Here is a 22,787-nt window from a genome sequence, read left to right on the forward strand (position 1 = left end):
TTTTCGCGAGCTAACGCCGGAGCATTTCAAATCAGAACTGATCTTCCTCGCAGACCAAGTATTCCAGCCGGTCACTCTCCACCGCCAGCACATGAGCACAGTAGATGAATTCCCGCCAATGCAGGCTATCAACCGGATGCACGCAGCGGCCGACAATCTCCTGGTGGTCATTCAGCATGAACTCGACCACGTCGGTAGATCGATTCCGCTCCCAGGTAAGCTCTACAATTTTCTCAACAGCCAGTATCCTCACAACGTCCGAAGGGACTGCGGGGCTTATAAAAATACACTGCCCGTCGCACTCCGACAGGAGGACGGTCTGGGAGCGCTGTAATTCGCCCTCTTTGAACCAAAACCGGAGCCCGATCGTGTTCCCGGAATCGACCACATCCACCTTAAGGGTCTGTTGACCGACTTGAATTTCTTGGACTTGCCGAAGTCGTTCGAGATGTTGAGAAACGACAAAGCCTGGCGGTCGGTATTGCTTCGGGTCGTGCCTTTCATGAAACCGATCCAGTAGCGCCGTCATATCCCTCTCGACCGTTACGATTTCATCCCCCACCAGCATTTCAGCATCGTATGCCAATCGCCAAACGTTCCTGGCAGTTTGGTAAGCAAAGGTTCTATGGAGCGTGGTCCAGGACTGCTGGTGCATCAACGTCGCCAGTTCCGCATGGGATCCTATCTGGACTTGGGTTCCACGACCGTCCTGGTGATCAACTACGACTCGGGCAAGGATTTCTCCTGACGCCCTCGCTGTCGTGAGTCGAACCTCCGCTATATCGGATACCTGTCCGACCAGGTCGCTGACCTTCAGGTTAACGCTCAATGGCCAGCGACCGCGCTCACCGGACCTTACACCGAGCGCTGAGGCAATCAGTTGCTTCGCCTGATCGACGTTCGCCTGCACTTGCTCTTGAGTCTCCCTGATCTGCTGTTTGAGAAAACTTAGGTGTCCCATATCAGATCTTGGATCTACCGGATCAAAAGGACTTTCCAGGAAATCTCTTATCTGGGGCTCTATTCGGGTGCGATCGGCGATTTCGGATTCGGCAATCTCCTCCCTGTCTGAAGCGACGGTGCTTCCGATCTCATGGAGCGAGGCCATGTAACGATTAATGCTTTCCGAGAGTCGACGAATCTGAACGCGCTCAATGCTCTCCTTCACATGAGGGAAACTGACCTGTATTAAGTCATCCTCTTCCGGATCGCTGAAGCCTTCACGAGTGAGCCGCCGCTGTGCCAGTGAGCCAACGCGGTCAACTCGGCCGTTCTTCTGCTCTATGCTCACTGGCGAGCCTGATACGCCGTAGTGGACAACGCTGTCGCAGAATAGGTGTAGGTCTTCCCCTTCCTGAAACACGTTCGTGCTCACAAGTACCAATGGATACCCTGGCATACGAAACTTGCGGGCCTGGGCTGAGCGCTGCCCCGGCGCATTGGTCTCGCCCGTGGCACCAATGGTCGGGGCAATTGGGTTTAGCTGGTTACTCAGATAGCGGCGATATTCATTGGTACCCAGGTCAGAAATGCCTGGAAGGTTGGCTTTCAATATTGCCGGCAGCTCATCCGCCAGCCCCTTTAGCTCACGATAGGTGGAAAACCCGGGTACTTGGGGCTGTCGAGTTAACTCAGCAACGAAATCTTTAATCCAGCCAATGAGGACGTTGGTATTGAGATCTCCCTCTCCCTGCCTCAACCGCGACACGTAAAGATCAATCATGCCGTGGCCCGTGCGAATTACCGTCGATATAAGTGCTGTGTGTATATCGACGGTCCTCAGAAGCGCTTGGGTGTCCTCAGGTTTAGTCGAAGCTGTCGTTTCAGTCAGCCGACAAAGCACCTTTCCTAAACTTGGCAGGATTTGCCCCCTCAGCTCGTCGCTGGCCTCTAGCTCAGAGAACAATGTTGGTAAGCAGAGCTGCTCTCGAACATCCTGAGGGACTAGTGGAGCACCATCTTCCTGCGATTTCTGATGACTGAGGGAAGCTCGAAGATGATCTCGAAGTGGCGCAAAAGTGCTGTGTCCGAGTTGGTTTACCCAGGCATCCAGGAAAAACAGTTGCGACAGCCTGAATTTCCGGAGGTACTCCTGTGCCTGAACCTTTCCAAGATCAGCAAGGGACGTTTCGGTTGCAGCGGCCAAACATTGCTCGATAACTTGGCGTAGATCCACACCGCTGAAAAAACAGATGAGCTTTGCCCAATTCACCTCTAACAGAGGGCTTGCGAGGCGCGTTGGGTGCGAAAGGCTTTGCCTCACCTGATCCGGCGTTAAAAGATCTCCCCAGGTCTTCTTTTTTTGAGGCTTTGGCGCATCGCCTCGGAAGAACCAGTTGAAGAGGTTGTCGTTCTTGGGTGGCTGCCGGAGTTCCGCCTCTCCAGTGCTGCCCTCCTCCGCGAGGCCCTCATCTATGCGCTCGTCCCTGAATCGGCTGATTTCACGGTATTCGCTGATCACGCCTTGCATAGAGCTCAGTGCTTTTGGGCGATCTTGCAGGCGGAAATTCAGGTAATTGACCAGCCAGTCGTCATAGCATTCATCGAGTTTCTGCTTGAGTTCTTTGACGCTTTTCACCCGACGCACAAATACAAGCTGTTTGCGGTTCTCCTGAAAAACCGCATTGGCCAACTGCTTTGCAACGGTGTCCATTTTAGGGTGTGGCAGTGAGCGCCCTAGATTTGCATTTACATAGCTGTCGACAATAGCGCCAACCACGTTCCGGTCCTGCGCATCGCGCCCTCTATCATCGGGGTCTTCGCTATCGAACTCCACCCGGGGGGACCGAGTGGTTTCACCATAGCTCTCGAAAGATGCGAGCATCCCCATTTGAAAGGACGGAGAGCCATGCTTGTGACCAAGTGCATCGCCAACCTTCTTCTGAACCAGGGCCGTGACCAACTTCTGTTCATCCGTTTCCAGTTCAATCGCTGCCTTTTGCCCATCGCGCCACTCCGCACGGTACATATTGCGGGTGTATTCTTTGTCGCCGATTTTCAATCGGTTTAGGCGACGCACCATAAACCGGGCAATCTCTGTTTTGTCCGTTACAGACTGGGCGTTCCTTAGCAGGCCGTCCTTTCCTACCAGAGCAAGCTGGTTCCGTAGTTGTTCCAAGTTACGGTCGTAAGGCGTGGCGGAGAGCAGCAAGGCATTGCGTACGCGACGCTGAAAAGGTCTGTCCTCAGCGTTTTGGTTTTGATAGAAACCCAAGACCTGAGAAAGTACGCGGTTTCGGTCGCTGCTATCGAAATCGTGTTTGAAATTGTGGCTCTCGTCGATAACCACCAGATCAAAAGTGGGCAGCACGTAATTCAGGGCCCGGGCGAACTCGTCTTTTACCCCACGATGAGTGGGGTCGCCACCTGGGACCGAAAATGCGGGTAACATTTTCTGCAGTTTCTTGCGCTGCTCATTCCAGCTTCTGATTGCGGCCTCATCGTATTCATCGGCAGCTTTTTTCAAGCCAAAGCTAAAACTGCCATTGCGAACGAAAAAGTCAGCATAAAAGCCTGAGGCCGCTGTATGGATCAGATCTTCCAGGCTATCGCATTTAGCCACGGGGGCAGCCGGCTTGCCCTCCGGAGTACGCACTCGATAGCTAGCAGTACATACGTTTCTGTCGATAAAGCTGGCATGTTCCCGCAGCCATTTGTCCTGAACATTGGCACTCGGGCAGATATAGAGAACCCGCAGAGCCGGGTTGAAATACCGCATCAGCGCAACAACTCCGAGCGCTATGTAGGTTTTTCCCATTCCGACTTCATCGGCGAGATAACCTAACCCGATATTCTCGGTGTTGATCATGTTGAAGAGAGCAACCGCGCCACGGAGCTGGACCTCGCCGAGCGATTTGAGCTCATCCCTACCACCACTGAAATCAAGAATATGGCGTGCAGAGTCCAGGTCGAGGATGGGGTAAGGTTTCATGCGCTGGCCTCCGTTCCTTCGACCCGGTACTGCTCCAGGAATTGAGCCTCAAACCAATCGAAGAACCGGTCTCTATCAGCCTCACGCTCACTGGACAGTTTGATCAATTTGCTCTCGCGTATCTGTTGAAGAAGAGTTTCGATAAACTCCAACTGCTCTGTGACATAGGGGCGACCTGCAAATTGGGCTGATCGATAGACTTCCTTGGCACTGAGTAATAAAAGATACGCACTGACCGGATGGAGCGGCTGATCACTCTCCTCAGCGGGTTCGAGTACAGCCGCAGCTCGGCCTACTAATGTTGGTAGGCTATCCACACCAGTGCCGGTGAGGTAGTAATCCTGCTTCTTAGTTGTGGATTGCTCATTGCTGAGGTCACGTCGCAACATGCGAAATGCGTGGAACAACTCGGCATACTCGGAGAAGAACTCATTCTCCAGAGGTGCCTCCTCGATCAGGCTGGTTTCCCCTCGCTCGCCGAGTTCAAAAAGCCGTTTGACCCTTGCGTCGGTCAGCAACAGTTGACGGCGCTCCGGAGACATTCCGGCATAAATCGCAAGGATCTGTTGAGGAGACAGTGTGGCGAGCTCAGGTTGCGGTTTGTGCGACCAGTGCGTTTGCTGAAGTAAAACACGGTGCGGAGCGATTAGTTCACCGGAATCGCAAACCCGCCCAGACACGAGGATCAGGGAGCCATTGGCGAGCGCTTTCTCCAGAGCTTCGGTGTTGCCTGTGTAGTCGCTCAAAACGTTTCTGAGACGCCAGCCGGTCACTGCCGCATTGCCTACCCCATCTGGGCCGATAAGATCAATTTCGATCGGGCTTTCAGAGTCCACTGCTCCGCTCAGCGTTTTATTCAGCCAATCAAAGGTGAGGGAGATCTGAGGCCTGACACCCTCAGCTTCCTGATCCTGCTCGCCGGGTGCCGGGTCTAGGGATCTTTGGCTAACGTCCGGCAGATCGTCAGAGATGACTTCCAAGAGCAACTCGGTATCCGTAGCTACCAGAAACCCGGCTTCGACATTCTCATTGAGCGCTTTGTAGGTGAAATTCACTGACCCAACAAAGGTTAGAGCCCGATCAGCGCCAATGAAATTGAAAATCTTGGCGTGCAGTTCCCGATGAGGCTCTTTCCCTACTCCCAATGGTTCTGATGTTGTTTGCACCCAATCAGACCAGGAGACGTTCTCCAAACTATCAATGTGAGCCAAATAATCGAGGTTACAAAGCGCCTCCTGTTTGTCATCACGCGGCAACAATAGGCGCACATTACTTACGCCCAAATCCTGAAATGCCTTATGCAGATTATTCCTGGAGTCGTCGGCAAAAAATGGTGAGATAATCTCCAGTTCAACGGGCTCTTTAAGCTGGCGGATCTCTTCCGATAGAAAGTCCAGAAACCGTGTTGTACTCGATAATCCGAAATAATGAACCGGCGGTGCTTCAGGATCTACTACACAGCTGCCCAAAAATCTCTGTATTTTTGCGACAGCACCATTGCCCGACTGGAGTATCTGTTTACCTTGCAGATAGTCGAGATCCCTTTTCAATGCCTGCAGAAACTCTCCGTGACCATCGCGTTGGCCAATCTCCTCCCAGTGCTGGCATTCAATGTTATCCCACCAACCAGCCTTAGTGAGGTTATTGGAACCGGCGGATATCAGTAAGGAGTCACTTTCCCCAGCGCAGTTACCTACAAGCAGAAACGATAGCTTCGCGTGGAAAGCACGATTTCCTTCTGAAACACCGTGGCAGCCGTATTCCATCCCAGGTGAGCTTTCACCCTGAATACGGAAAATGTTCTGATCGTAAAAGACATCAATCGGCAGTTCGGCTTCCCTGAGGGATTCTCGCACCTGGAACTGTTTCACCCGCTCATCGATCGAGAATGAGCTGTTTTCTGGCAAGAGCAGAGGAACAACTTCGAGCTCAAAAAATGCGGGATCGAACGTGTAGGTGGTGAAGACAGCGGCTTTGACTGGGCGTCCTCCCAACTGCTCTTCAAGGTATTGTGATATCTGCGCATTATCCATTACGCCCCTCCAGGTTCGCTTTGGCAATGCGAAAATAGGAGCCCAGGAAGTAATCGTAGTCCCAGTCACCTAGGAGAGCCTTCTGGGACCGAAGAACAGCTGTTTCTGACTTCACTTTGACGTTGAGAATGTCGCCGTCACAGGTTACCCAGGGAGCACCGCCCCTCGCTTTCATAACGTCCGCATTTAATTTAGTGACGGCTTTCACTGCTCCCCAGTGGTTGCCAGCTTTCAGATTGTCGTTGATCTCACAAAGCGCGTTCCGTCGCGTCATCCCTTGGGGCAAAGTCTCTGGCAAGTGGTCATAGTCATAAGCTTGGCTTTCAAGCTGCTCCACTACTGAAGCAACCGGTCGATGATCCTGCGTTAGCAGGTAATAAAACACGTTGTTAGCAGCAACCAGCACACGCTCTACTCGCTGGATTTCTTCGAGATACCTCTGCAAGTCAGCTGATGCAGCGCTCTGAACTTCATTCAGGTTCTGGGCAAATCCATCGGTCAATTTGCCCTCGCTTACGAGTTTTGCGCTTACGGAGAAAAGCTCGCCTTGAACCAAGGCATTTTGGTTTTGGTGCCCACGAAGCAGGACATGAGTGAGCTTCTGTCGAACGCTTTCCTTTCGAATTGCCTCCCAAAATTGGGGTGCCAAGCGTTCACATTCATTTCGGGAAAGCTGACCGTCGACTCTGAACAGCTGAATGAATTCGTTGGAGTTGAGATCCCTCGCGATTGTTTCAGCAAGCGCCTCCCCTTCAGCCGTAAGCTTCCGATCGCTTCCTTCTGCAAGCCCGGAATCTTTAAGGGCCGAACTGTAAAGGCCCCACAATCCATAGCTTGCCTGATTGCTCAGAATTTGAGCCTTCAAGCTGATAGCTAACGACTCCGCTTGAGCTGTCATATTTTTGTGAACGCGGGTAATACCCATGATTTCTTTGCTACCGGACTGGTGCCGGAGGTAGGCGGCAAGCTGCTCGTAGCGGAGGAACGTCTCCCTGATTAGCCGCTCGCGACTGTCTTTGTCGGCATTTCCATGAATCTGGTGTGACCAATAGAACCCGAGCAGCGCAACGGTGAAGTTCTCGACGGAGCTGGTGATGGTTGTCAGGTTGCCGACTACTTTTCGGCCGAAATTGGTCCATACAAGCTCGAAACCCAGTGGGTCACGTGAACCTTTGGGTTTGGCTCGGTCATCAAGGAGTGAAAGGAAAGGCATATCGTTTCAGATCCCTCTGTTTATTATTCTGGACCCCCCGCTTTTCGTCAGAGGGTCGCGACTACTTTTTTCTCCACATCAAAGGACACTACTCCCTTTTCGAACATTCTCTGCAGACCATACGCCATCCCCTCAAGCGGTGCCTTTTCGCTGTACCCAAATCTTCGTATTTCTTCCATATAGCGCTGTATAAAGTTTCGCGCGCCAAGCGTTCGCCATTGGATTACGTGTACAAGTTCGTGAAAGTGGATACCAATATCTCTGGCCACATCTGGCAGAAGGTAGTAAGTATCTTTGTAGGTGATACCTCCGAGCTGGTCCTCGTTATCCAGAAAGTCACCCAACCCTGCTTCTCTGAGCTCCGGCATCTTTGGCATGGGGAGAGCCTTCACGACCACGAAATAGGATGAGCGGAGCAGCTCCGGGCGATAATAGCCTTCAAATTGGTGCTGTAAAACTGAACAGGGGCGGCGGTCGCTTTTGTGGGCCTCATTGATCTCATCAATCCAGGATTCCAGCAGTTCAATCATTTCCTCTCCCAAAACTTAGAACCATCCATCGGATGTTGCCAACTTCCGGACTCCAGTAGTTAGCCTGCGAATTTGACCAGTCATCAATACTGCTTTCTTCGTTAGAAATTTCCAAGGGTTCACTATCCCCTACCACCAGCATAGAATCGATAGAGTAACGGGCTGGCTGAAGGACGAGGGTTCACATGGCCAATCTAAAAGCGGACCTTGAAGGGCTTCGGGCTCAAGTCATTTCCAACGCTACCGAGCTTTTCGAAGGCGATCAGGAGATGGCGGAAAAATGGCTATCAAAACCTCTTCCTGCAATCGGTAACGAGGTGCCCATCAACTACATTGATACCTCCGAGCAAGCACAACAGCTGCTCGATATCATCGGCCGGCTCGAACACGGAGTTTGGACTTAGAAATCCTGTCTGAACGATTTCTCGGCAAAAGATGTGCACCGGTGATGCTCAAACTCCTCCCAGGTGCCCCGTAGTGTCCTCCAAATGTACCTGTAATGGACTTTCGGGGCGAGTTTCCTTTTTGCTCATCCCAGGTTATCGCTCCTAAGTACACTTGGAGTCTACTGGGAGGCCAGTAAACAATCCCGGACTGTATTCGCGCCCCACATAATGCCGCATGGTAACAGGCATCATATTGGTCTTATTGCACTAATTCTGCGTTTACGCGAGTAGACAAGCCCATTCTCGGTTCTGATAATGGGGGCTCAATCCGAGTGAGATCACTCGGCGAGGTAGCTGGCCTTCGTTAAATCTCAAACAGTACGCGAATGACCTTCAATTCTTGAACGGTCTCCTTCAGGGCAAAGCCCGATCCAAACTGCACACAGCAGCCGAGCGGAATTCATTTCCGCCAACCCAACCACCCTTCTGGGCCCCCTCATCTCTGCAAGCGACAACCGAACGTTAGAGAGATGCATTGACCTGGAGCTGGGAACCCCAGTATTTCCAATACCTCCAAGCCGGTCCTCGGACTAGAACTGGTCGAAAACCCTGACTAAAACCAGATTCGAGCGGAATCATTCCCCCGGTGCATCACCACCGGCAAGCTCGATTCGACCTGTTCGCCCCTCAGCCTGATCCACATATCAGACGCCCATCTTTTGCATTGTCACGCTGACTCCGTGACGCCTCCGCTACCCCAACGATCAGCATTCGCTGATTTGTTAGCCACGGTTCGCAATGGACAAACACTGTGCCTGCAGCGGCACGAACGACACTCCCAACGATCATAGGAGACTTCCCCATGGTTATGTATCTGACTGCGGCGACGGGGTGGAGTGTTAGCGAGGTGACCGGGCACTCATAGCCGCAGGGTTGGCCTCGCATCAGCTGCTTTCGATCTCAGACTATTTGAAGCAGGTAATTTAGCAATGAAACGGAAAACACCGCGCAGCCAGCAGCGCAATTTCGGCTACGGCAAGCAATTGCTGTATGCCTTTGTGAAGGCATTAAACGTCCTCTTTGGCCCGGACCAGCATTACGGGACGCGCCGAACTCACGGAATTCGAATCAGAATCTTCGTCGAATTCTGCCTGCGACATGGCATCCGGGATGCCCGGTATATCGATCATGAGCTTGTGGAGGCCTATGGCAGCTACCTACGTCACCGCCTGTATGATGCCTACGAGTGGGCCGATGGTAAGCGTGACACGAAGATTTCAGTGTCATATGCACACAATCTCATCTCGACGGTGAACACCTGTCTGTACGCGATGCGTCGAGATGAGAAGTTGCAATTGTCCGCTCGCAAAGCGCTCGGCGTAGCCAGGTCTAACGTCCGTAAAACTGAGATTCAGGCGGACATAGCGGATACAAAGACCGCAGCAGATCTTATGATCGCGTCCGGCCACGAGCGCGGAGCTGCCGTGGTTCTGCTATCCCGCGCCTGGGGAATGAGAGCGAATGAGTCCATTCTGCAGGACCTGAACCGGATGATGGAGGAGGTAACAGAAACCGGATCCGCCGCCATTCTTGAAGGAACAAAAGGGGGTAGACGTTGCCGAAGCCGGACAATCAAAGCAGATGAGTTTCAGCGCGAGGCACTTGAATTCGCTCTCTCCGTTCGGCCTGCAGGTTCCTCGTGTCTGCTGTCGGAAACAGACAACGCGATTAGCTTTTACCGTCGAGAGCTCGGGCGCTGCAGGAGAATCCTTAAAAAGTGCGGGATTCCTTCCTTCCGGGAATTGCGCTGTGGATTCGCTCAGGACATTTACGAAGAAATCGTGCGGGGGCCCAGCCCCCTCCGCGCCCCTATCGGGGATCGAGTACTGGATCGTATTGCCCGTGAAACGGTCGCTCGCTTGCTGGGGCATGGTCGTACCTAAGTGGCCTCTTCCTACATCGGGGGCTACTAATGAATATCCGGGACATTACGCAGCACATTAAATGGAAGAAGGGTGCCTCTGATGCGACTAAAAATTGAACGATCCAACGGATCCAGGCGATGGCAAACGCTATTGAGGTCCAGTTTCCAGAGGTCCGATACTGCAATCAGATCAAGCTGAAGCACCTGAAATATGTGAGGGAGGCCTGGTTCGACAACGAAGGCCTGGCACCGAAAACAATGGCTGATTACACCCGTGCCATGCGGCTCATGATTAAGGCTCTGGGGAAAGACCGGCATTGGTTCGGTTACCTGGGCTTGGTCCAGGACCGGATACGCGGAGGGCGGCGAGTGGTTTCACGAGTGACGAAAACCAGGTCACGAAATCGTCGATAAACGATCGTCCGATTGTTCGGGTGCGGTCCTTTGAAAAATTTCACAGGCCGAGCCCCCTCCCGGCACTGGTTCAGATTTCCGATGATCGCGTTAGGTGATGAGAGAGCTCATTGCCTGGAAAACGCAAATCCACAATCTGAACTGGAGTACCCGATGAGACACACATTCGACAGTTGCGTCAGCAAACGAACAGGCAAACCACTGGCAGCCTACGACTGTGAATATGAGGCTTGGAGCGCTTCCGACCATGCGAGCCTGTTCTACGGTCAAGAATTCACATATTACCGTTGTCCTCAATGCCAACATTGGCATCTAACCCCCAAGGAGCGATACACACCCAGTAAACCCTGCGAGTTCTGCACCGATAGCGACGGAGAAACCAAGGAGCTGTATTCAACTAAGGCGGGAGCAGAGGCTCGGGCAAAGATCATTGGTTGCGAAAACCACATTCATTTGCGGGTATATGAATGCCCCTACCAAACGGGTTGGCATCTAACCAAACAGTAGTGCCTCGCGATCCAACCCCTTAAAACACACTCAAGAACTGGAGTAGATTCCTATGTCAAAAGGTAAAGGAAGTTCTCGCCCCTCCAACGGTCATCCGGGTGGCAACTGGCCAAGCACAACCGGCCGGCCATCTGGAGGAGGCCGAGGGAATGCCCCTTCCAAGGGTAAATAGCGATGCAAGATCAGGCCGCTGAAATGTCGGCGGCCTGTTTCTGATAACAGTTCCAATATGTACTGTAGGACCCGATGGCATTGAAACATTGAAGATCTGGATGCGTAGTGAAAATTGAGGCAAGGGCCTCTTCTTCCTCATCGATCAATCGCCCCCATGCCAGCGCAACCTGAGCTTTCATCCACGCCAGATAATGGTCTGAGTCGTGGCCAGCACAGAGCCTGGCAATGAATGTTTCAAAATCGGATAAATCGGGAATCGTGCCTTTGCGCCAGCGCTTCAGCTTTCCGTACTTATGATCCGCAGGGGTTTCAGATGCACGAGAAGCAAACTCTTCCTCAGAGCAGTCTCCGGGCAAAGGCAAGTAGCTGGCCATTCGTCTATAGCTGAAGTCACCACCATTGAGCGCAGACAATCGATATTTCCAAACCTCAAATAGCCGAATTAGAGGTCTGTCCTTTTCAGACGGAGCTTCCTGAGCCGATGCTCGGGGAGCAATATCTCCCACAAATCCCTGATCGACCAACTGTTGTTTGTGCGTTTCATACGCCCCATGTGCAACAAGATAATCGGCCACGTCCAAAGCTAACTCACAGAGCAGCGTGTAGCAGAAATCGACTCGCAATTGGTGGTTAACCAAGTGCAGTATGCTCTTTCCCTTGCGCCACTCTGCGCTTTCTGGATTTCTGGCTGTGTGGTCGATCTCGGCGATCAAGAAGATGAGTTCCGGATCCACCAGGGTGTGCTTCCTCAAGAACTCTTGACCCCGTCGAATCCAGACGGTGGGGTTATGCTGTTCATTCGGTTGTCGGCTGGTCTCCTGTTTGACCCAATCGAGAAAAGCCTTCTCTTGGACCATCCGCTTCTCAAGGAAGCTGGCAACTCTGGATCCCTTGAGGGCCGAGCCAATTTTCGACTTCTCAGCACCCGCCAGTGCAGCCACCCACGAGGAGCCATTGTTCTTCAATTGGAGGCCGTTCCAGGGCTCCACTGCAGCTTCGATCAATTCTAGGAATTGCTTGTTGGGAATACTTGCGTGCCAGACGCGTTTAATTTTCATCGCGGTGCTGGGTGTTACTGGCTTCTGCTCAGCTTTCTTTAACGTGTTCAGATGCGGTGCCTTAACCCCGGCAGCATTCGCCATTGTCTTTACCAAACGGGGAAATGAGCCTGAGTCGCCGAGCGCGATTCGCAGAAAATCAGACACGTGCGGAAGGAAGAACACATCGAGTGGCGGAAGTGTAACCCTGATTCTGTTCTTCATATGCTCCTCGATACTGTGGCGACAAAGCCCTGAAATTCAGACGCTGCCACATTTGATCACATTTCAAAAGGTTTATGGCCATCATCCTCCACTAGGCTTTGAAGCGTCGATAAATCAATGTTGCTGAAGGTCAACCAACAATTAAGCCTGAGGAACGAACGTATGAAAGCCGGCATATTGGAACCCAAAAACCTCCCTCACCTTCTGGCGCTCGCCCGGGGTGCCCGAGCAGGCAACGTGGAGGCATGCAGGAATTTGGCCCGCCAGCTTGGTAACGCATCGAACGCCAAAGCGGTATTACGCCAACTCAAGCAGGAATTACATCAGGAAGAGATTGAACGAGAGAAACTGGCACTGCAGCGTCGAGCTGAGAGGGAGAAGAAACAGCGCGCTTGCTTCCCGCCAACCCACCCCCTGTTCCGAAAAAACAGGTCAACCAAGGGCCAGCGTAACCATGATGCAATGAAAAGAGCGATACTGTGTGGCGGGTTCGAAACAAACAGAACCCGCCATTAACCAATATGTTTCTGCCGTCGAATTTCTGGACCATTAACTGTCCAGACCGTCCTCATAGGCTTGCAGGTCAGCCTCTCGCCACCTCGCAGTCTTGGGGGCGAGCTTGACTGGTTTCGGAAAGCGCCCTTCACGAATCCAACGCCAGGTGGACTTGGGAGAAACGCCGTAACGATTGCTGACTTCTTTGATGCTGTAAAACACGTTATGTACCTCATTCCGATTAATTGGTACTCAATAAGTTAATCGGTAACAAGGGGCGGTTGGGGCGTGTAATTGCCAGAAAACTGCAGAAACTCAGGATTTATGGTTAATAATCCTTTTGCCGGCGTTTCCGTGGCAACTTTCCTGTGTATGCATACCTGGCGTAGGCGTTGAGCAATTGCAAGCGACGATCCAAGATCTGTTCGCTCAGATAAGCTGCGCGGGTCTCATCGCTTTCCAGATGCGCCAAACTGAGCTCGGAGACCACATCATCAAAATCTGTCTTGGCTGCAGCAAAATTCTTGAAACAGCTTCTCATTCCATGTGCACACGCGATCTTGTTATACCGAGGGTCCATAAATCCTTTGCCGCCAGCCTTCAAAGACTCTTGATGAACTGCCTTCACAGTGTTGTTCAGCGCGTTCTCGCTGATCTGCGCTTTTTCTTTGTAACCCGGAAATACGTATCGTCCGGACCGAGGCATGCTCCGGAGGATTTCTATTGCCCTTGGCACCAAAGGCACCACGTGGAGCTCATTCGGGTTCCTATTCTTCATTTTCGAGCCTGGAATCGTCCAAGTTCCCTCGTCGAGATTGATTTCCGGCCATTCAGCAAATTGAACCTCTGTCGGTCTAGCGATAGTCAGTATTTGAAATTCCAATGCTCGGGCGGGCGTCGTGTCTCGCTCCAGCAGGAATTTCATAAACTCAGGCAAGTCATGATGCCGCATCGCAGGTTTATGCTTAGTGTGATGGATACGCTTTGCCGGTGGCAGCCAGCCATCCAGATTGTCGTCCCAATCTGCAGGATTCTTCCCGGAAACCAAGTTGCGAGATGCCGCCAGCTTCCAGACTTGGGCAATAGTCTGACGAATTCTGGTGGCCGTCGGTGTTTGGGTGGTCCATAGCGGATTCAGAACTCGTACGACGTCCTCAACGGTGAGGTCGCCGATTTGGGTATCACCAATCTCCAGCAGACATCGATCAATCGACTTCCGTAGGCGGTTTCGCTGCCGCTGCGGGTTCTTGCCGCGAAAAGTGACCTCTTTAATCTTGTAATATTCCTCCGCGAGCTCTCCGAAGGTGACTTGTTTCCGCTGGCGCTCACGGTCTCTGGCCTTTCGCTCCTGATTCTGTTCAACAGGATCCACGCCATTGCGGATATCCTCCTTCTTCTGGCGGGCCTGCTCTCGCGCCTCTCCTAGGCTCACATCGGGATAGCCTCTCAGGCCAATCTCGCGACGACGGAGGCCCACCGTCGTGACCAGAAGCCAAGAGCGTGAACCGATTTCCTGTCCAGCCGCTGGCGGACGACATTGCAAAACTAGACCGTCTATCCCACCCACCCTGCCGGGGGTACCAACCACTTTTCCACCAAGACCCAAAAAATCCCGCAACCTGCCGTTTTTTATACACGTTTTAACTTATCACTAGTCCATCAGCATCCATTGATATCCATGCTCAGCCATAGTCTTTGGGGGTACAACTGGGGGTGCAAACTGAAATGACCCCACTATGGTTAGCTTTATGCCCCAAACGCTGAAGGATACCCCAGAAACTCCGCTGTGGGCTCAACCGATGTGACGGCGGCTTATCCAGTTTGAAGTTAACCACGGGTTCGCCAGTATCGGGATTGAAGGCCTATGAACATCCCGAATCCGTTCGCCAGCCTTGGCTACCCGTTTCTCCAGGCGGTATTACTGCTCATCCTGAGCCGCCGGTAATACGATCGTTGGGATATCGCCTTGTGACGCCGACCTGGCGTGTAATACTCGGCTCAACCAGCACGGTTGATAGCGCTACTGGAGAAAATGGCTACGATGGGGAACGGAACGACTACAGACCATCGAGCCGTCACCTCAGGCGGCTGTGGCAGCCGGCAGAACGCGCTTGAGAATGTCGGCCAGTGTGACCACTCCCACCATTTCCCCATCGCGCCTGACCACTGCCAGTTGAACGCTGGCCTTACGCATACGCGCCAGGGCTTCGTAAACCGGAGTTTTTGAATCGAGCACAAAAGCCTTACGGGCAACCTCGCGAGCTGGGCGGTCCTCCGGCTCAAGGAGTGTATCGCGCACATGGACTACAAGGGGTTTAAGACCTTTCGTTCCGGGAATCAGAATTCGCAGGTGGCCAGACTCCATAGCCGCGGCTCGAACGTCAGCTACCGTGGCGCTCGGGTCAACCTGAACCGGCGACTCCCCTTCGGTTACCAGGGATTCAACGGGCAGAGAGCCCAGATCGATCAGGCCGGCCAGTTGTTGCTGAATCTGGGGCTTGAGAGTACCCACCTCTCCTGAGTGCTCAACCAGTTGGCGAATGGTTTCGATGTCTTGCCCTCCGACGGCAGCACTTTCAACCGGCTCCACCCCGGAAGCCCGGACCAGGCGGTTGGCGAGCCGGTTGATCCAATTCAATAGCGGGCGTAACGGCCAGATGTATGCCCTGGCAATCAGGCCGATTGCGAGTACCGACTTTTCCGGATGCGCAATCGCCCAGGACTTGGGCGCCATCTCTCCTACCACCAGGTGCAGGAAGGTAACAACGAACAGCGCCAGACCGAACGCTGCTCCGCCGGCTGCCCAGTCTGGTAAACCCAGGGTGAGCAGAACCGGGCCGAGCCAGTAGTCGACAGCTGGCTTGGTGACCGCGCCTAGCGCAAAAGTGCAAAACGTAATACCCAGCTGTGCACCAGCCAGCATTAGCGTGAGATCGTTCATACCCCTCAGGCTAGCCCGGGCAGAGGGGCTATATGCTGCCATTTCCTCTAGCCGGTGCCGGCGCGCACCAAGCAGCGCGAACTCGATGATTACGAAGAAGCCGCTCAGGACGATAAGGGCGACAGTCACCAGGGTGACGATCAGTGGATCGTTCATTGGTCATCCTCAGTCATGGGCACTTCGACCAGTTTTACACGTACTTCCGTAGGCACATGCCGCTCGATACGCAAAACAGCTACTTCAAGCCGTCGCCGTACAGGCTCATCGGATACCAACTCGGCGGGATCTACCGGCAGATCAACATTCACAGTGTCACCTTCCGCAGGAAGGGCTCCGACCTCGGCAATCAACATACCGGCAATCGTCTCCACATCACCTCGAGGCAGGCCAAAGCCTATGGCGCGCTCAACCTCGTCAAGATGCACATCGCCCTCCATGAACCAGGTGTTGTCGCCTTCGGACACCACCGCCTCGGTGACCTCAACATCGTGCTCGTCCGTTATTTCCCCGACAATCTCCATCGCCAGGTCTTCGATAGTGAGAACGCCGGCAAAGCCGCCGTATTCATCAATGACACAGGCCAGCTGATTGGTGGAGGTCACCAAATGCTCCAGTGCATCAGGCAGCCGCATCAATGTCGGTAACACCGTCGCCGGGCGCATCACCGAGGCCACGGTATCGTCGGCCTGCCCTGCTTCCATGCGTGCAAGTACATCGGCCAGATGGACAACGCCTACCGGGGCATCGTCATCGTCAATCACCGGATAGCGGGTGTGGGCTTGCGCCATAAGACTGCGGAGTTCTTCCAGGGTAGTGTCCGGTTCGACCCAATCCACCTGTGAACGGGGCACCATCGCGTGCTCAACATCGCGTTGGGGGAAGTCCAGGATGCGATCCATCATCAACGACAGCTCAATCGGCAGATCACCGCTGTCACGGGAGTTGGCGATGATGTGCGGCAGATCGTCCTCAGACGCACTTACGTCAAGGTCATGAACCGGTTCAATTCGAACTGCGCGGAGGAGAAGATTGGCGGACTTGTCAAAGAAACTGATGATCCAGCCAAACACCGACATGTAGATCAACGTGGAGCGCGCGAGCTTACGGGAGAGTGGCTCCGGGTTGGCAATGGCAAGGTTTTTCGGATAAAGCTCGCCGGCAACCATCTGAACCACCGTCGCCACGACCAGCGCCGATACCGTACCGACGGCAATGCCGGTTTCAATCGACATCCCGGTACCCTGCAGCAGAATCCCCATGGACTCACCCACCAGCGGCTCGGCCACATAGCCTACCATCAGTCCGGTCACGGTTATTCCAAGCTGTGCGCCGGATAACATGAAGCTGGTACGTTTGGTTACTTCGAGGGCCCGCTTTGCCGAATCATCACCGGAAGCGGCTGACGCTGCTAACCTGGTTCTATCCACCGCCATGTAGGCGAATTCTTGGGCGACGAAATAGCCATTGGCCGCGATGATCGCGAGAATAATAAGGATGCCCAGCAGCAAGGTCAGGACGGTGCCAATCATCGTACCGCCCTCCCTCGATCAAAGGTGAGGAAGAACGGTCTACGTAATCGGCCGGGCTCAGGGTCCACACAGTACTCCATTGGTTACCAGAAAGGTGTTAAATATACTGGCATCTTACAAGTTCGGTCCAGTGAATATCACCCAGCAATGTTCAGCTGCCCTCTTGTTCAGGATTGGTCGTCGGGCCGGACAGGCTATAAAGCCACTCCCGCCAGATCGCGACCAACAATGCCATAAGTACGGGACCGATAAAGAGGCCAACGATACCCATCGTGGTCACGCCACCAATGAGACCGAAAAACGTGGGCAGGAAAGGCAGCTTGATCGGACCACCCACCAGCGTCGGCCGGATAGTTTTGTCGACAACAAATAGTTCGACCGATCCCCACAGAAAGAGCGCCACACCTTCAATGATGTCGCCAGTAGCCGCCAGGTAGATCGACACCAGAGTGAAAGCCAGCGGGGCACCGCCCGGAATCAATGCCATGAACCCGGTGAGAACACCAAGAGCCACTGGCGAGGGAACACCTGCGATCCAGTACGCGGTGCCCAATACAACCCCTTCTCCCAGGGCGACCAGCCCCATACCAGTGACCGTCGAGCTGACTGTCGCAGGCACCATTCGGGAAAAACGCCCCCATCGCTCACCCAGAACTGACGACCCTACCCGATCAAGCTGGGCTGCGATCACGTAGCCATCCTTGAACACGAAGAACAAGGTGATCAGCATGAACACCAGAATCAGCAGGAGATGAAATGCCTGAGTACTCAGTGCCAACAGCCAACGGTAGATATTGCCAAGTTGCTCGCCACTGAACAGAACAGCCAATTCACTGAGTGCCTGTGGCCGGTCGACATGCTCCAGCCAGTATGGAGTGAGATACTCGCCAACCAGGGGCAGGGTCCGCAACCAGTCGGGCATGGGGGCGCCATCGCGATTAGCCTCAATCAGCCACTCCACCCAACTTTTAACCTCATCGAACGCAAACGTGAAAGCCATCGACAAAGGTACGATCAGGACAACCATAACCGTTAACACAGCAATACTGGCCGCCAGCCCATCACGGCCACTGACCGCTTCATGAAGACGGCGATAGATCGGCCAGCTTGCAAAGCCGATAATCAGCGCCCCAAGAACAGGCACAAGGAACTCATGAAAGAAATACCCTGCGATAAGCAGCAGCAGGATTAATAGCCAGCGTGAGGCGGGGCTGTCGGTACGGGTAGTCAAATTCAGCTTACTCGAACGAATGGGATATACGTTTTGTGCACTCGCACCTTCCTGGATGCTGATTTGTATTGCTGGGCTTATACTAGGGCGCCGATGGGAACATAGCAATGTAACACAGGGAGCAAAAAAACCGCCGGCTACCTTTACTACAAGCTCCTCCCGAAAATTCGAGCAAAGGCGGTCGGGAGACCTCTGGATTTTTTCGGGCTTGAGGGACCCTACAACAGTGCAGACTGCAATTGGTAGGATGCGATCATTCGAATAGCTAGTTTCTGGCACCAGGACTCACCCCGGTGGCAGAACCTTTTTTTGGGGGGTATATTTGGGGACACAAAGGATATTAATATTTCTTTTATCAAATATCTTTCAACTGGTTAGCCATTGATTATAGTCCTGCCGGGGTACCATTACCCGGATACCATCCGCAATCAAAACCCGTACCTCACGCCCACTAGCCCGTAGTGCAACCAGGCGAAGGTATATACGCTGCTGTTATCTGCTCCTCCCTCTAACGTCCGGTATCCGGCCCGCAAGCTGAGATCCTCCTTCAGTTGGTAGTTAAGGCTGACGCTGGCGTCGATGGCCCGGCCCTGGGGTGCGCCCAGGCCTTCCACATCCAGTTCGGCAGACCAGCGCGGAGTCAGGAAGCGGGTTGCCTCAAAGGCCAGCAAAGGCACGAAGCCCAGATCGGGATCGTCAGCGGAGCGATCATCCTGCCGCAGACGGATGTTGGCATCGCGGATCAGCAATGAGCCACCAATCCGCAGTCGCCAGCGATCGGTCTCTCGCCAAGTGTAACGATAGCCGATCCTGTAGGTATTGAACTCGTAGCTGGCCCGGACCGCAGAGCCGGCGATGAAGGTTTCCCCGGCAAAGTTTACATCGGTGTCAAAGGTACCGGTACCGCTCGTCCGCACAGGTGCATACAGGCCTGTCACGGTGTGTCGTTCGCCCCAGTCACGTTCGAGCTTCAGGCGCAGGTATGGATCGGGGCCTTTGCCTGTCAGGTCTAGAAGGTCAAAGCGATCACCCTGGCTGTCATTGGGAATCTGAACATCGTTGCGGGTGAAACCAAGGGCACCGGTTTCTATATCCAGCGTCCAGTCCCCCATGGCAGCGGCCGAGGACACCATCAGAAGGGCAGCAACGGTGGCGCGAGCGGATTGTCTGTTCATACGAATCTGGCTCCGATGTCAGTCTCAAGCCGCGGAGGCAGGCCTGGAAAGGAGCTTATCAGAAATACATTTGACCAGCCGGATCAGAATAAACGGACGTTCCTCTGGTGAATTCATGTCCCACCCAGAATACCGAACACCAGATGGCCTGCCAGCCCCAGCAGAACGACACCAAACAGACGTTCGAACCAGATAGCTTTGCGGCGCAACAGGTGAAGCCAGCGTTGGTTCGAGAACACCCAGGTGACGAACAGGTACCAGCTACCATCGATAACCATTGCAGTAGCCGCGTAGCCCAACTTGGCGAGCATGCTGGTGTCGGTTCCCACCACCTGACTGAACAGGGCCAGGAAAAATACGGCGATCTTGGGGTTCAGAAGCACAACCAGGAAACCGTCCCGGGCGGCGCTTGCGGTTGTGGGGGCTTCCGGTAATGGTCCATCATCCCTGGGCCTGGCTAACAGACCCTTGGCGCCAAGCCATGCCAGATAGCCCGCACCACCCCACTGCAGAACTGAAAATGCAAGCGGCGACGCAGTAATGATGGCAGCCAGGCCGAGGATACTGAGAAAGGCATAAACACCTACCCCCAGCCCATGGGCGACTGCCGTAACCATGCCGTTTCTACGGCCGCCGGTCAGCGTCTGTTTCAGCACAATAGCCAGAGACGGCCCGGGAGACATGGCCCCCAGAATGCATATCGTGACAACTGTCAGCCAGGTAGCCAGATCCTATTCTCCTATTGACCCTGTAGCCACTACGGGGTTTTAAATTATCGTATCCAGATCAACAACCGGAGTGCAGGAATGAGTAAAGCGTGTGACGACCAGTGTAGCTGCGAAGTATCCGACCCGAAAAACACGCCCCCTTCCCAGAGTTCCGTGTCTTCTGCTGACTGGCTCAGCATCTACAAGGTGCCCAAAATGGACTGCCCGTCGGAAGAACGGATGATCCGTATGGTACTAGGTGGTTTCGACACCATCCAGGCGCTTTCATTCGACTTGTCCGGCCGCACACTGGAAGTTCTCCATAATGGAGACGCCGACCCCATCACCCGGAAACTGGCAACGCTTGATCTGGGAGCCTCGCTGCAGGAGACCCGCGCGGCGGATTCGGAAGCTCTCAGCGCCGGCCTGTCCTCCAAAAGCGAACAGGCTGATGAATCGGGTACCCTGTGGATACTGCTGGCCATTAACGGCCTGATGTTCCTGATTGAGATGACGATGGGCCTGATTGCCCAGTCCGCAGGGCTCATTGCCGATTCCCTGGATATGTTTGCCGACGCAGCCGTGTACGGTCTCGCACTGTACGCCGTCGGCCATGGCGTTAGAATGCAGGTGCGGGCAGCCCATGTTGCCGGCATTCTCCAGCTCATTCTTGCACTCGGGGTGCTCGTTGAGGTGGGCAGGCGTTTTCTGTTCGGCAGTGAGCCCGAGTCACTCTGGATGATGGCGATCGCATTTGTGGCCCTTGTTGCCAATACCGTTTGCCTGCTGCTTATTTACAGGCACCGGAATGGTGGTGCTCACATGAAGGCCAGCTGGATATTTTCAGCCAACGATGTGGTAATCAATCTGGGTGTTATCCTGGCCGGGGCGCTCGTTGCCTGGACCGGTTCCAATTACCCGGACCTGATTATCGGCGCCATTGTGGGCGCCATTGTATTGAATGGCGCCAGGCGCATCCTGGCGATCAAGGGGTAAACCAATGTTATCTGCTCTTGTTGTGGAAGGGGGCGCCATGCGCGGCATATTTGCGGCGGGCGTTCTCGATTCGTTCCTTGAACACCACTACCAGCCGTTTTCGCGCGCCTATGGCGTATCAGCTGGCGCCACCAATCTGATTGGCTATCTGGCGGGAGATCATGGACGTAACCACAAAATCATCACCGGCCATGCCTGCCAACCGGATTTTATTGACTGGAAACGGTTTGCGCGGGGAGGACATCTGTGTGATGTGCACTGGCTCTGGCGACAGTCCTTCAGCGACATCCCACTGAATCTGGAAAACTATCTGTCTGGAGCGACAGAACTGTGGGTTGTGACAACCTCGGCCAGAACCGGGCAAGCGCATTACTACCGGATGGATGAAAGCAATATGCACGACGTGCTGACCGCTTCCTGCGCCATACCTATCGCCTACCGGGATTATCCGATGGTAGGTGGTGAGCCCATGACCGACGGAGGTGTGGCTGACGCCATTCCGGTTTTCAAAGCCTATGAGGACGGCGCCCGAGACATTACCGTGGTGCTGTCACGCCCGCCCGGCTACCGCAAGAAACCACCAAGGTTCCCTTCCGTACCCAAACGGATATTCAGGGAATATCCAGCGTTGTCCGAGGCCACATTGCTTCGCTCAGAGCGCTACAACGCAACCCTGGAATTCATCCAGAACCCGCCTGAAGATTGCCACATCCGTGTGATTGCGCCACCGGAAGATTTTCCGGTAGGCCGCCTGACACGCAAACCGGCCCTGCTGGAACTTGGTTACCGGCAGGGCCACGAAGCGGGGCTCAATTATCTGAATTCAATCTCGCCATCATTGACCACCGGAACCACGCCTGCGCCAGCAGTGCCGTAATTTGAGGCCTATTGCTATGCCTGCTTGAAGGGTTGTTGGCCTTCAAGCGCGCTATCAAACCGGCCCATTATCAATCGCAGACAGCGCTTCGTTTACCCGGAACAGCTTTCCATTCACCTCCGGAATTCCGAAACCCTTCAACCTGGCTGTGTGCTTCTCCAGGTAGGCTCTGGCGCTGGCTTCATCCTCAAACAGGTAAATACCACCTGCTTCCTTGGTGTCCGGATTTTCCGTCCAGACCTTCCAGATAAAGCCGGGCTCCTGTGCGATGGACTCGGCAAGTTCCTTCATGGCATTAGTCATATCTCTGCCAAAGGGCCCGGGAAAGGCAAAATCAACCTGCAATAGGGTTTTCATAGCAGCCTCCTGTTTCACATCAGCATACACCCACGCATCATCTTGACCCTGCGCTGGCTCAGTTTACTGGGTTCGATCATGTTATGTACTTATTCCAGACCGGCA

General features: G+C 53.9%; 18 protein-coding genes. 5 read left to right on the forward strand and 13 right to left on the reverse strand.

Annotated features, from left to right (window positions below; all coding sequences use genetic code 11):
- Nucleotides 1-31: 31 nt before the first annotated feature.
- Genes HLUCCO03_RS17500 through HLUCCO03_RS17515 form a run of 4 tightly spaced genes read right to left on the reverse strand, consistent with a single transcriptional unit; the run spans nucleotide 32 to nucleotide 7,707 of the window.
- On the reverse strand, nucleotides 32-3,931 hold the full coding sequence (locus tag HLUCCO03_RS17500) for a DEAD/DEAH box helicase (protein ID WP_027831579.1): 3,900 nt from the start codon (nucleotides 3,929-3,931) through the stop codon (nucleotides 32-34).
- A complete protein-coding gene (locus HLUCCO03_RS17505; RefSeq protein WP_027831578.1) occupies nucleotides 3,928-5,964 on the reverse strand; it encodes a phospholipase D-like domain-containing protein in 2,037 nt (678 codons plus the stop codon). Before HLUCCO03_RS17505 ends, HLUCCO03_RS17500 begins: the two co-directional genes overlap by 4 nt.
- Nucleotides 5,957-7,177, reverse strand: a complete 1,221-nt coding sequence (locus HLUCCO03_RS17510) for a hypothetical protein (protein ID WP_027831577.1) — start codon at nucleotides 7,175-7,177, stop codon at nucleotides 5,957-5,959. The genes HLUCCO03_RS17505 and HLUCCO03_RS17510 overlap by 8 nt, the downstream gene beginning before the upstream one ends.
- A gap of 47 nt (nucleotides 7,178-7,224) precedes the next feature.
- Nucleotides 7,225-7,707: a hypothetical protein gene (locus tag HLUCCO03_RS17515; RefSeq protein WP_036197400.1), complete on the reverse strand. Its 483-nt coding sequence runs from the start codon at nucleotides 7,705-7,707 to the stop codon at nucleotides 7,225-7,227.
- A 185-nt stretch (nucleotides 7,708-7,892) separates the two neighbouring features.
- Here HLUCCO03_RS17515 and HLUCCO03_RS17520 point away from each other — a divergent pair, with 185 nt between their 5' ends.
- A complete protein-coding gene (locus tag HLUCCO03_RS17520) occupies nucleotides 7,893-8,111 on the forward strand; it encodes an antitoxin Xre/MbcA/ParS toxin-binding domain-containing protein (protein ID WP_027831576.1) in 219 nt (72 codons plus the stop codon).
- Between the two features lie 971 nt (nucleotides 8,112-9,082).
- Entirely contained in the window at nucleotides 9,083-10,036 is a 954-nt protein-coding gene (locus HLUCCO03_RS17525; RefSeq protein ID WP_027831575.1) for an integrase domain-containing protein, read from the forward strand.
- Nucleotides 10,037-11,120: 1,084 nt separating this feature from the next.
- On the opposite strand, the gene HLUCCO03_RS17530 is transcribed toward HLUCCO03_RS17525, so the two are convergent.
- Entirely contained in the window at nucleotides 11,121-12,374 is a 1,254-nt protein-coding gene (locus HLUCCO03_RS17530; RefSeq protein ID WP_027831573.1) for a hypothetical protein, read from the reverse strand.
- 162 nt (nucleotides 12,375-12,536) lie between these two features.
- On the opposite strand from HLUCCO03_RS17530, the gene HLUCCO03_RS17535 reads away from it, so the two are divergent.
- A complete protein-coding gene (locus tag HLUCCO03_RS17535) occupies nucleotides 12,537-12,890 on the forward strand; it encodes a hypothetical protein (protein ID WP_027831572.1) in 354 nt (117 codons plus the stop codon).
- A 33-nt stretch (nucleotides 12,891-12,923) separates the two neighbouring features.
- On the opposite strand, the gene HLUCCO03_RS19430 is transcribed toward HLUCCO03_RS17535, so the two are convergent.
- The 7 genes from HLUCCO03_RS19430 to HLUCCO03_RS17565 form a co-directional block, all read right to left on the reverse strand.
- The gene (locus tag HLUCCO03_RS19430; RefSeq protein WP_197025659.1) at nucleotides 12,924-13,091 is read right to left on the reverse strand and encodes a helix-turn-helix domain-containing protein; all 168 of its coding nucleotides are present in this window, start codon (nucleotides 13,089-13,091) and stop codon (nucleotides 12,924-12,926) included.
- Between the two features lie 106 nt (nucleotides 13,092-13,197).
- Nucleotides 13,198-14,457: a tyrosine-type recombinase/integrase gene (locus HLUCCO03_RS17540; RefSeq protein ID WP_367142377.1), complete on the reverse strand. Its 1,260-nt coding sequence runs from the start codon at nucleotides 14,455-14,457 to the stop codon at nucleotides 13,198-13,200.
- Between the two features lie 492 nt (nucleotides 14,458-14,949).
- Entirely contained in the window at nucleotides 14,950-15,966 is a 1,017-nt protein-coding gene (locus tag HLUCCO03_RS17545; protein WP_027831570.1) for a CNNM domain-containing protein, read from the reverse strand.
- Nucleotides 15,963-17,339, reverse strand: a complete 1,377-nt coding sequence (locus HLUCCO03_RS17550) for a hemolysin family protein (RefSeq protein ID WP_027831569.1) — start codon at nucleotides 17,337-17,339, stop codon at nucleotides 15,963-15,965. Before HLUCCO03_RS17550 ends, HLUCCO03_RS17545 begins: the two co-directional genes overlap by 4 nt.
- 151 nt (nucleotides 17,340-17,490) lie before the next feature.
- Complete coding sequence (locus HLUCCO03_RS17555) at nucleotides 17,491-18,570, reverse strand: AI-2E family transporter (protein WP_036197398.1); 1,080 nt, start codon at nucleotides 18,568-18,570, stop codon at nucleotides 17,491-17,493.
- A gap of 428 nt (nucleotides 18,571-18,998) precedes the next feature.
- Nucleotides 18,999-19,745 carry a hypothetical protein gene (locus HLUCCO03_RS17560; protein WP_051603820.1) on the reverse strand — a complete coding sequence of 249 codons (747 nt, stop codon included), beginning with the start codon at nucleotides 19,743-19,745 and terminating at the stop codon, nucleotides 18,999-19,001.
- A 113-nt stretch (nucleotides 19,746-19,858) separates the two neighbouring features.
- Nucleotides 19,859-20,428, reverse strand: coding sequence for a LysE family transporter (locus HLUCCO03_RS17565; protein WP_051603819.1), 570 nt, complete (start codon nucleotides 20,426-20,428; stop codon nucleotides 19,859-19,861).
- 123 nt (nucleotides 20,429-20,551) lie between these two features.
- On the opposite strand from HLUCCO03_RS17565, the gene HLUCCO03_RS17570 reads away from it, so the two are divergent.
- Both HLUCCO03_RS17570 and HLUCCO03_RS17575 read left to right on the forward strand, forming a co-directional pair.
- A complete protein-coding gene (locus tag HLUCCO03_RS17570; RefSeq protein ID WP_027831566.1) occupies nucleotides 20,552-21,448 on the forward strand; it encodes a cation transporter in 897 nt (298 codons plus the stop codon).
- A 4-nt stretch (nucleotides 21,449-21,452) separates the two neighbouring features.
- Nucleotides 21,453-22,325: a patatin family protein gene (locus tag HLUCCO03_RS17575; protein WP_027831565.1), complete on the forward strand. Its 873-nt coding sequence runs from the start codon at nucleotides 21,453-21,455 to the stop codon at nucleotides 22,323-22,325.
- Nucleotides 22,326-22,379: 54 nt separating this feature from the next.
- Here the strand turns inward: HLUCCO03_RS17575 and HLUCCO03_RS17580 are convergent, their stop codons facing one another.
- Nucleotides 22,380-22,682 (reverse strand): monooxygenase, encoded by a 303-nt coding sequence (locus tag HLUCCO03_RS17580; RefSeq protein WP_027831564.1) that lies wholly within the window; start codon nucleotides 22,680-22,682, stop codon nucleotides 22,380-22,382.
- Nucleotides 22,683-22,787 lie beyond the last annotated feature (105 nt).

This window comes from Marinobacter sp. HL-58, from assembly GCF_001314605.1.
Taxonomy (GTDB): domain Bacteria; phylum Pseudomonadota; class Gammaproteobacteria; order Pseudomonadales; family Oleiphilaceae; genus Marinobacter.

What these genes read in the sequence shown, in the direction of transcription:
- HLUCCO03_RS17500 (WP_027831579.1), bottom strand. Translation starts at nt 3,931, where the DNA reads ATGAAACCTTACCCCATCCTCGACCTGGACTCTGCACGCCATATTCTT.
- HLUCCO03_RS17505 (WP_027831578.1), bottom strand. Translation starts at nt 5,964, where the DNA reads ATGGATAATGCGCAGATATCACAATACCTTGAAGAGCAGTTGGGAGGA.
- HLUCCO03_RS17510 (WP_027831577.1), bottom strand. Translation starts at nt 7,177, where the DNA reads ATGCCTTTCCTTTCACTCCTTGATGACCGAGCCAAACCCAAAGGTTCA.
- HLUCCO03_RS17515 (WP_036197400.1), bottom strand. Translation starts at nt 7,707, where the DNA reads ATGATTGAACTGCTGGAATCCTGGATTGATGAGATCAATGAGGCCCAC.
- HLUCCO03_RS17520 (WP_027831576.1), top strand. Translation starts at nt 7,893, where the DNA reads ATGGCCAATCTAAAAGCGGACCTTGAAGGGCTTCGGGCTCAAGTCATT.
- HLUCCO03_RS17525 (WP_027831575.1), top strand. Translation starts at nt 9,083, where the DNA reads ATGAAACGGAAAACACCGCGCAGCCAGCAGCGCAATTTCGGCTACGGC.
- HLUCCO03_RS17530 (WP_027831573.1), bottom strand. Translation starts at nt 12,374, where the DNA reads ATGAAGAACAGAATCAGGGTTACACTTCCGCCACTCGATGTGTTCTTC.
- HLUCCO03_RS17535 (WP_027831572.1), top strand. Translation starts at nt 12,537, where the DNA reads ATGAAAGCCGGCATATTGGAACCCAAAAACCTCCCTCACCTTCTGGCG.
- HLUCCO03_RS17545 (WP_027831570.1), bottom strand. Translation starts at nt 15,966, where the DNA reads ATGAACGATCCACTGATCGTCACCCTGGTGACTGTCGCCCTTATCGTC.
- HLUCCO03_RS17550 (WP_027831569.1), bottom strand. Translation starts at nt 17,339, where the DNA reads ATGATTGGCACCGTCCTGACCTTGCTGCTGGGCATCCTTATTATTCTC.
- HLUCCO03_RS17560 (WP_051603820.1), bottom strand. Translation starts at nt 19,745, where the DNA reads ATGAACAGACAATCCGCTCGCGCCACCGTTGCTGCCCTTCTGATGGTG.
- HLUCCO03_RS17565 (WP_051603819.1), bottom strand. Translation starts at nt 20,428, where the DNA reads ATGTCTCCCGGGCCGTCTCTGGCTATTGTGCTGAAACAGACGCTGACC.
- HLUCCO03_RS17570 (WP_027831566.1), top strand. Translation starts at nt 20,552, where the DNA reads ATGAGTAAAGCGTGTGACGACCAGTGTAGCTGCGAAGTATCCGACCCG.
- HLUCCO03_RS17575 (WP_027831565.1), top strand. Translation starts at nt 21,453, where the DNA reads ATGTTATCTGCTCTTGTTGTGGAAGGGGGCGCCATGCGCGGCATATTT.
- HLUCCO03_RS17580 (WP_027831564.1), bottom strand. Translation starts at nt 22,682, where the DNA reads ATGAAAACCCTATTGCAGGTTGATTTTGCCTTTCCCGGGCCCTTTGGC.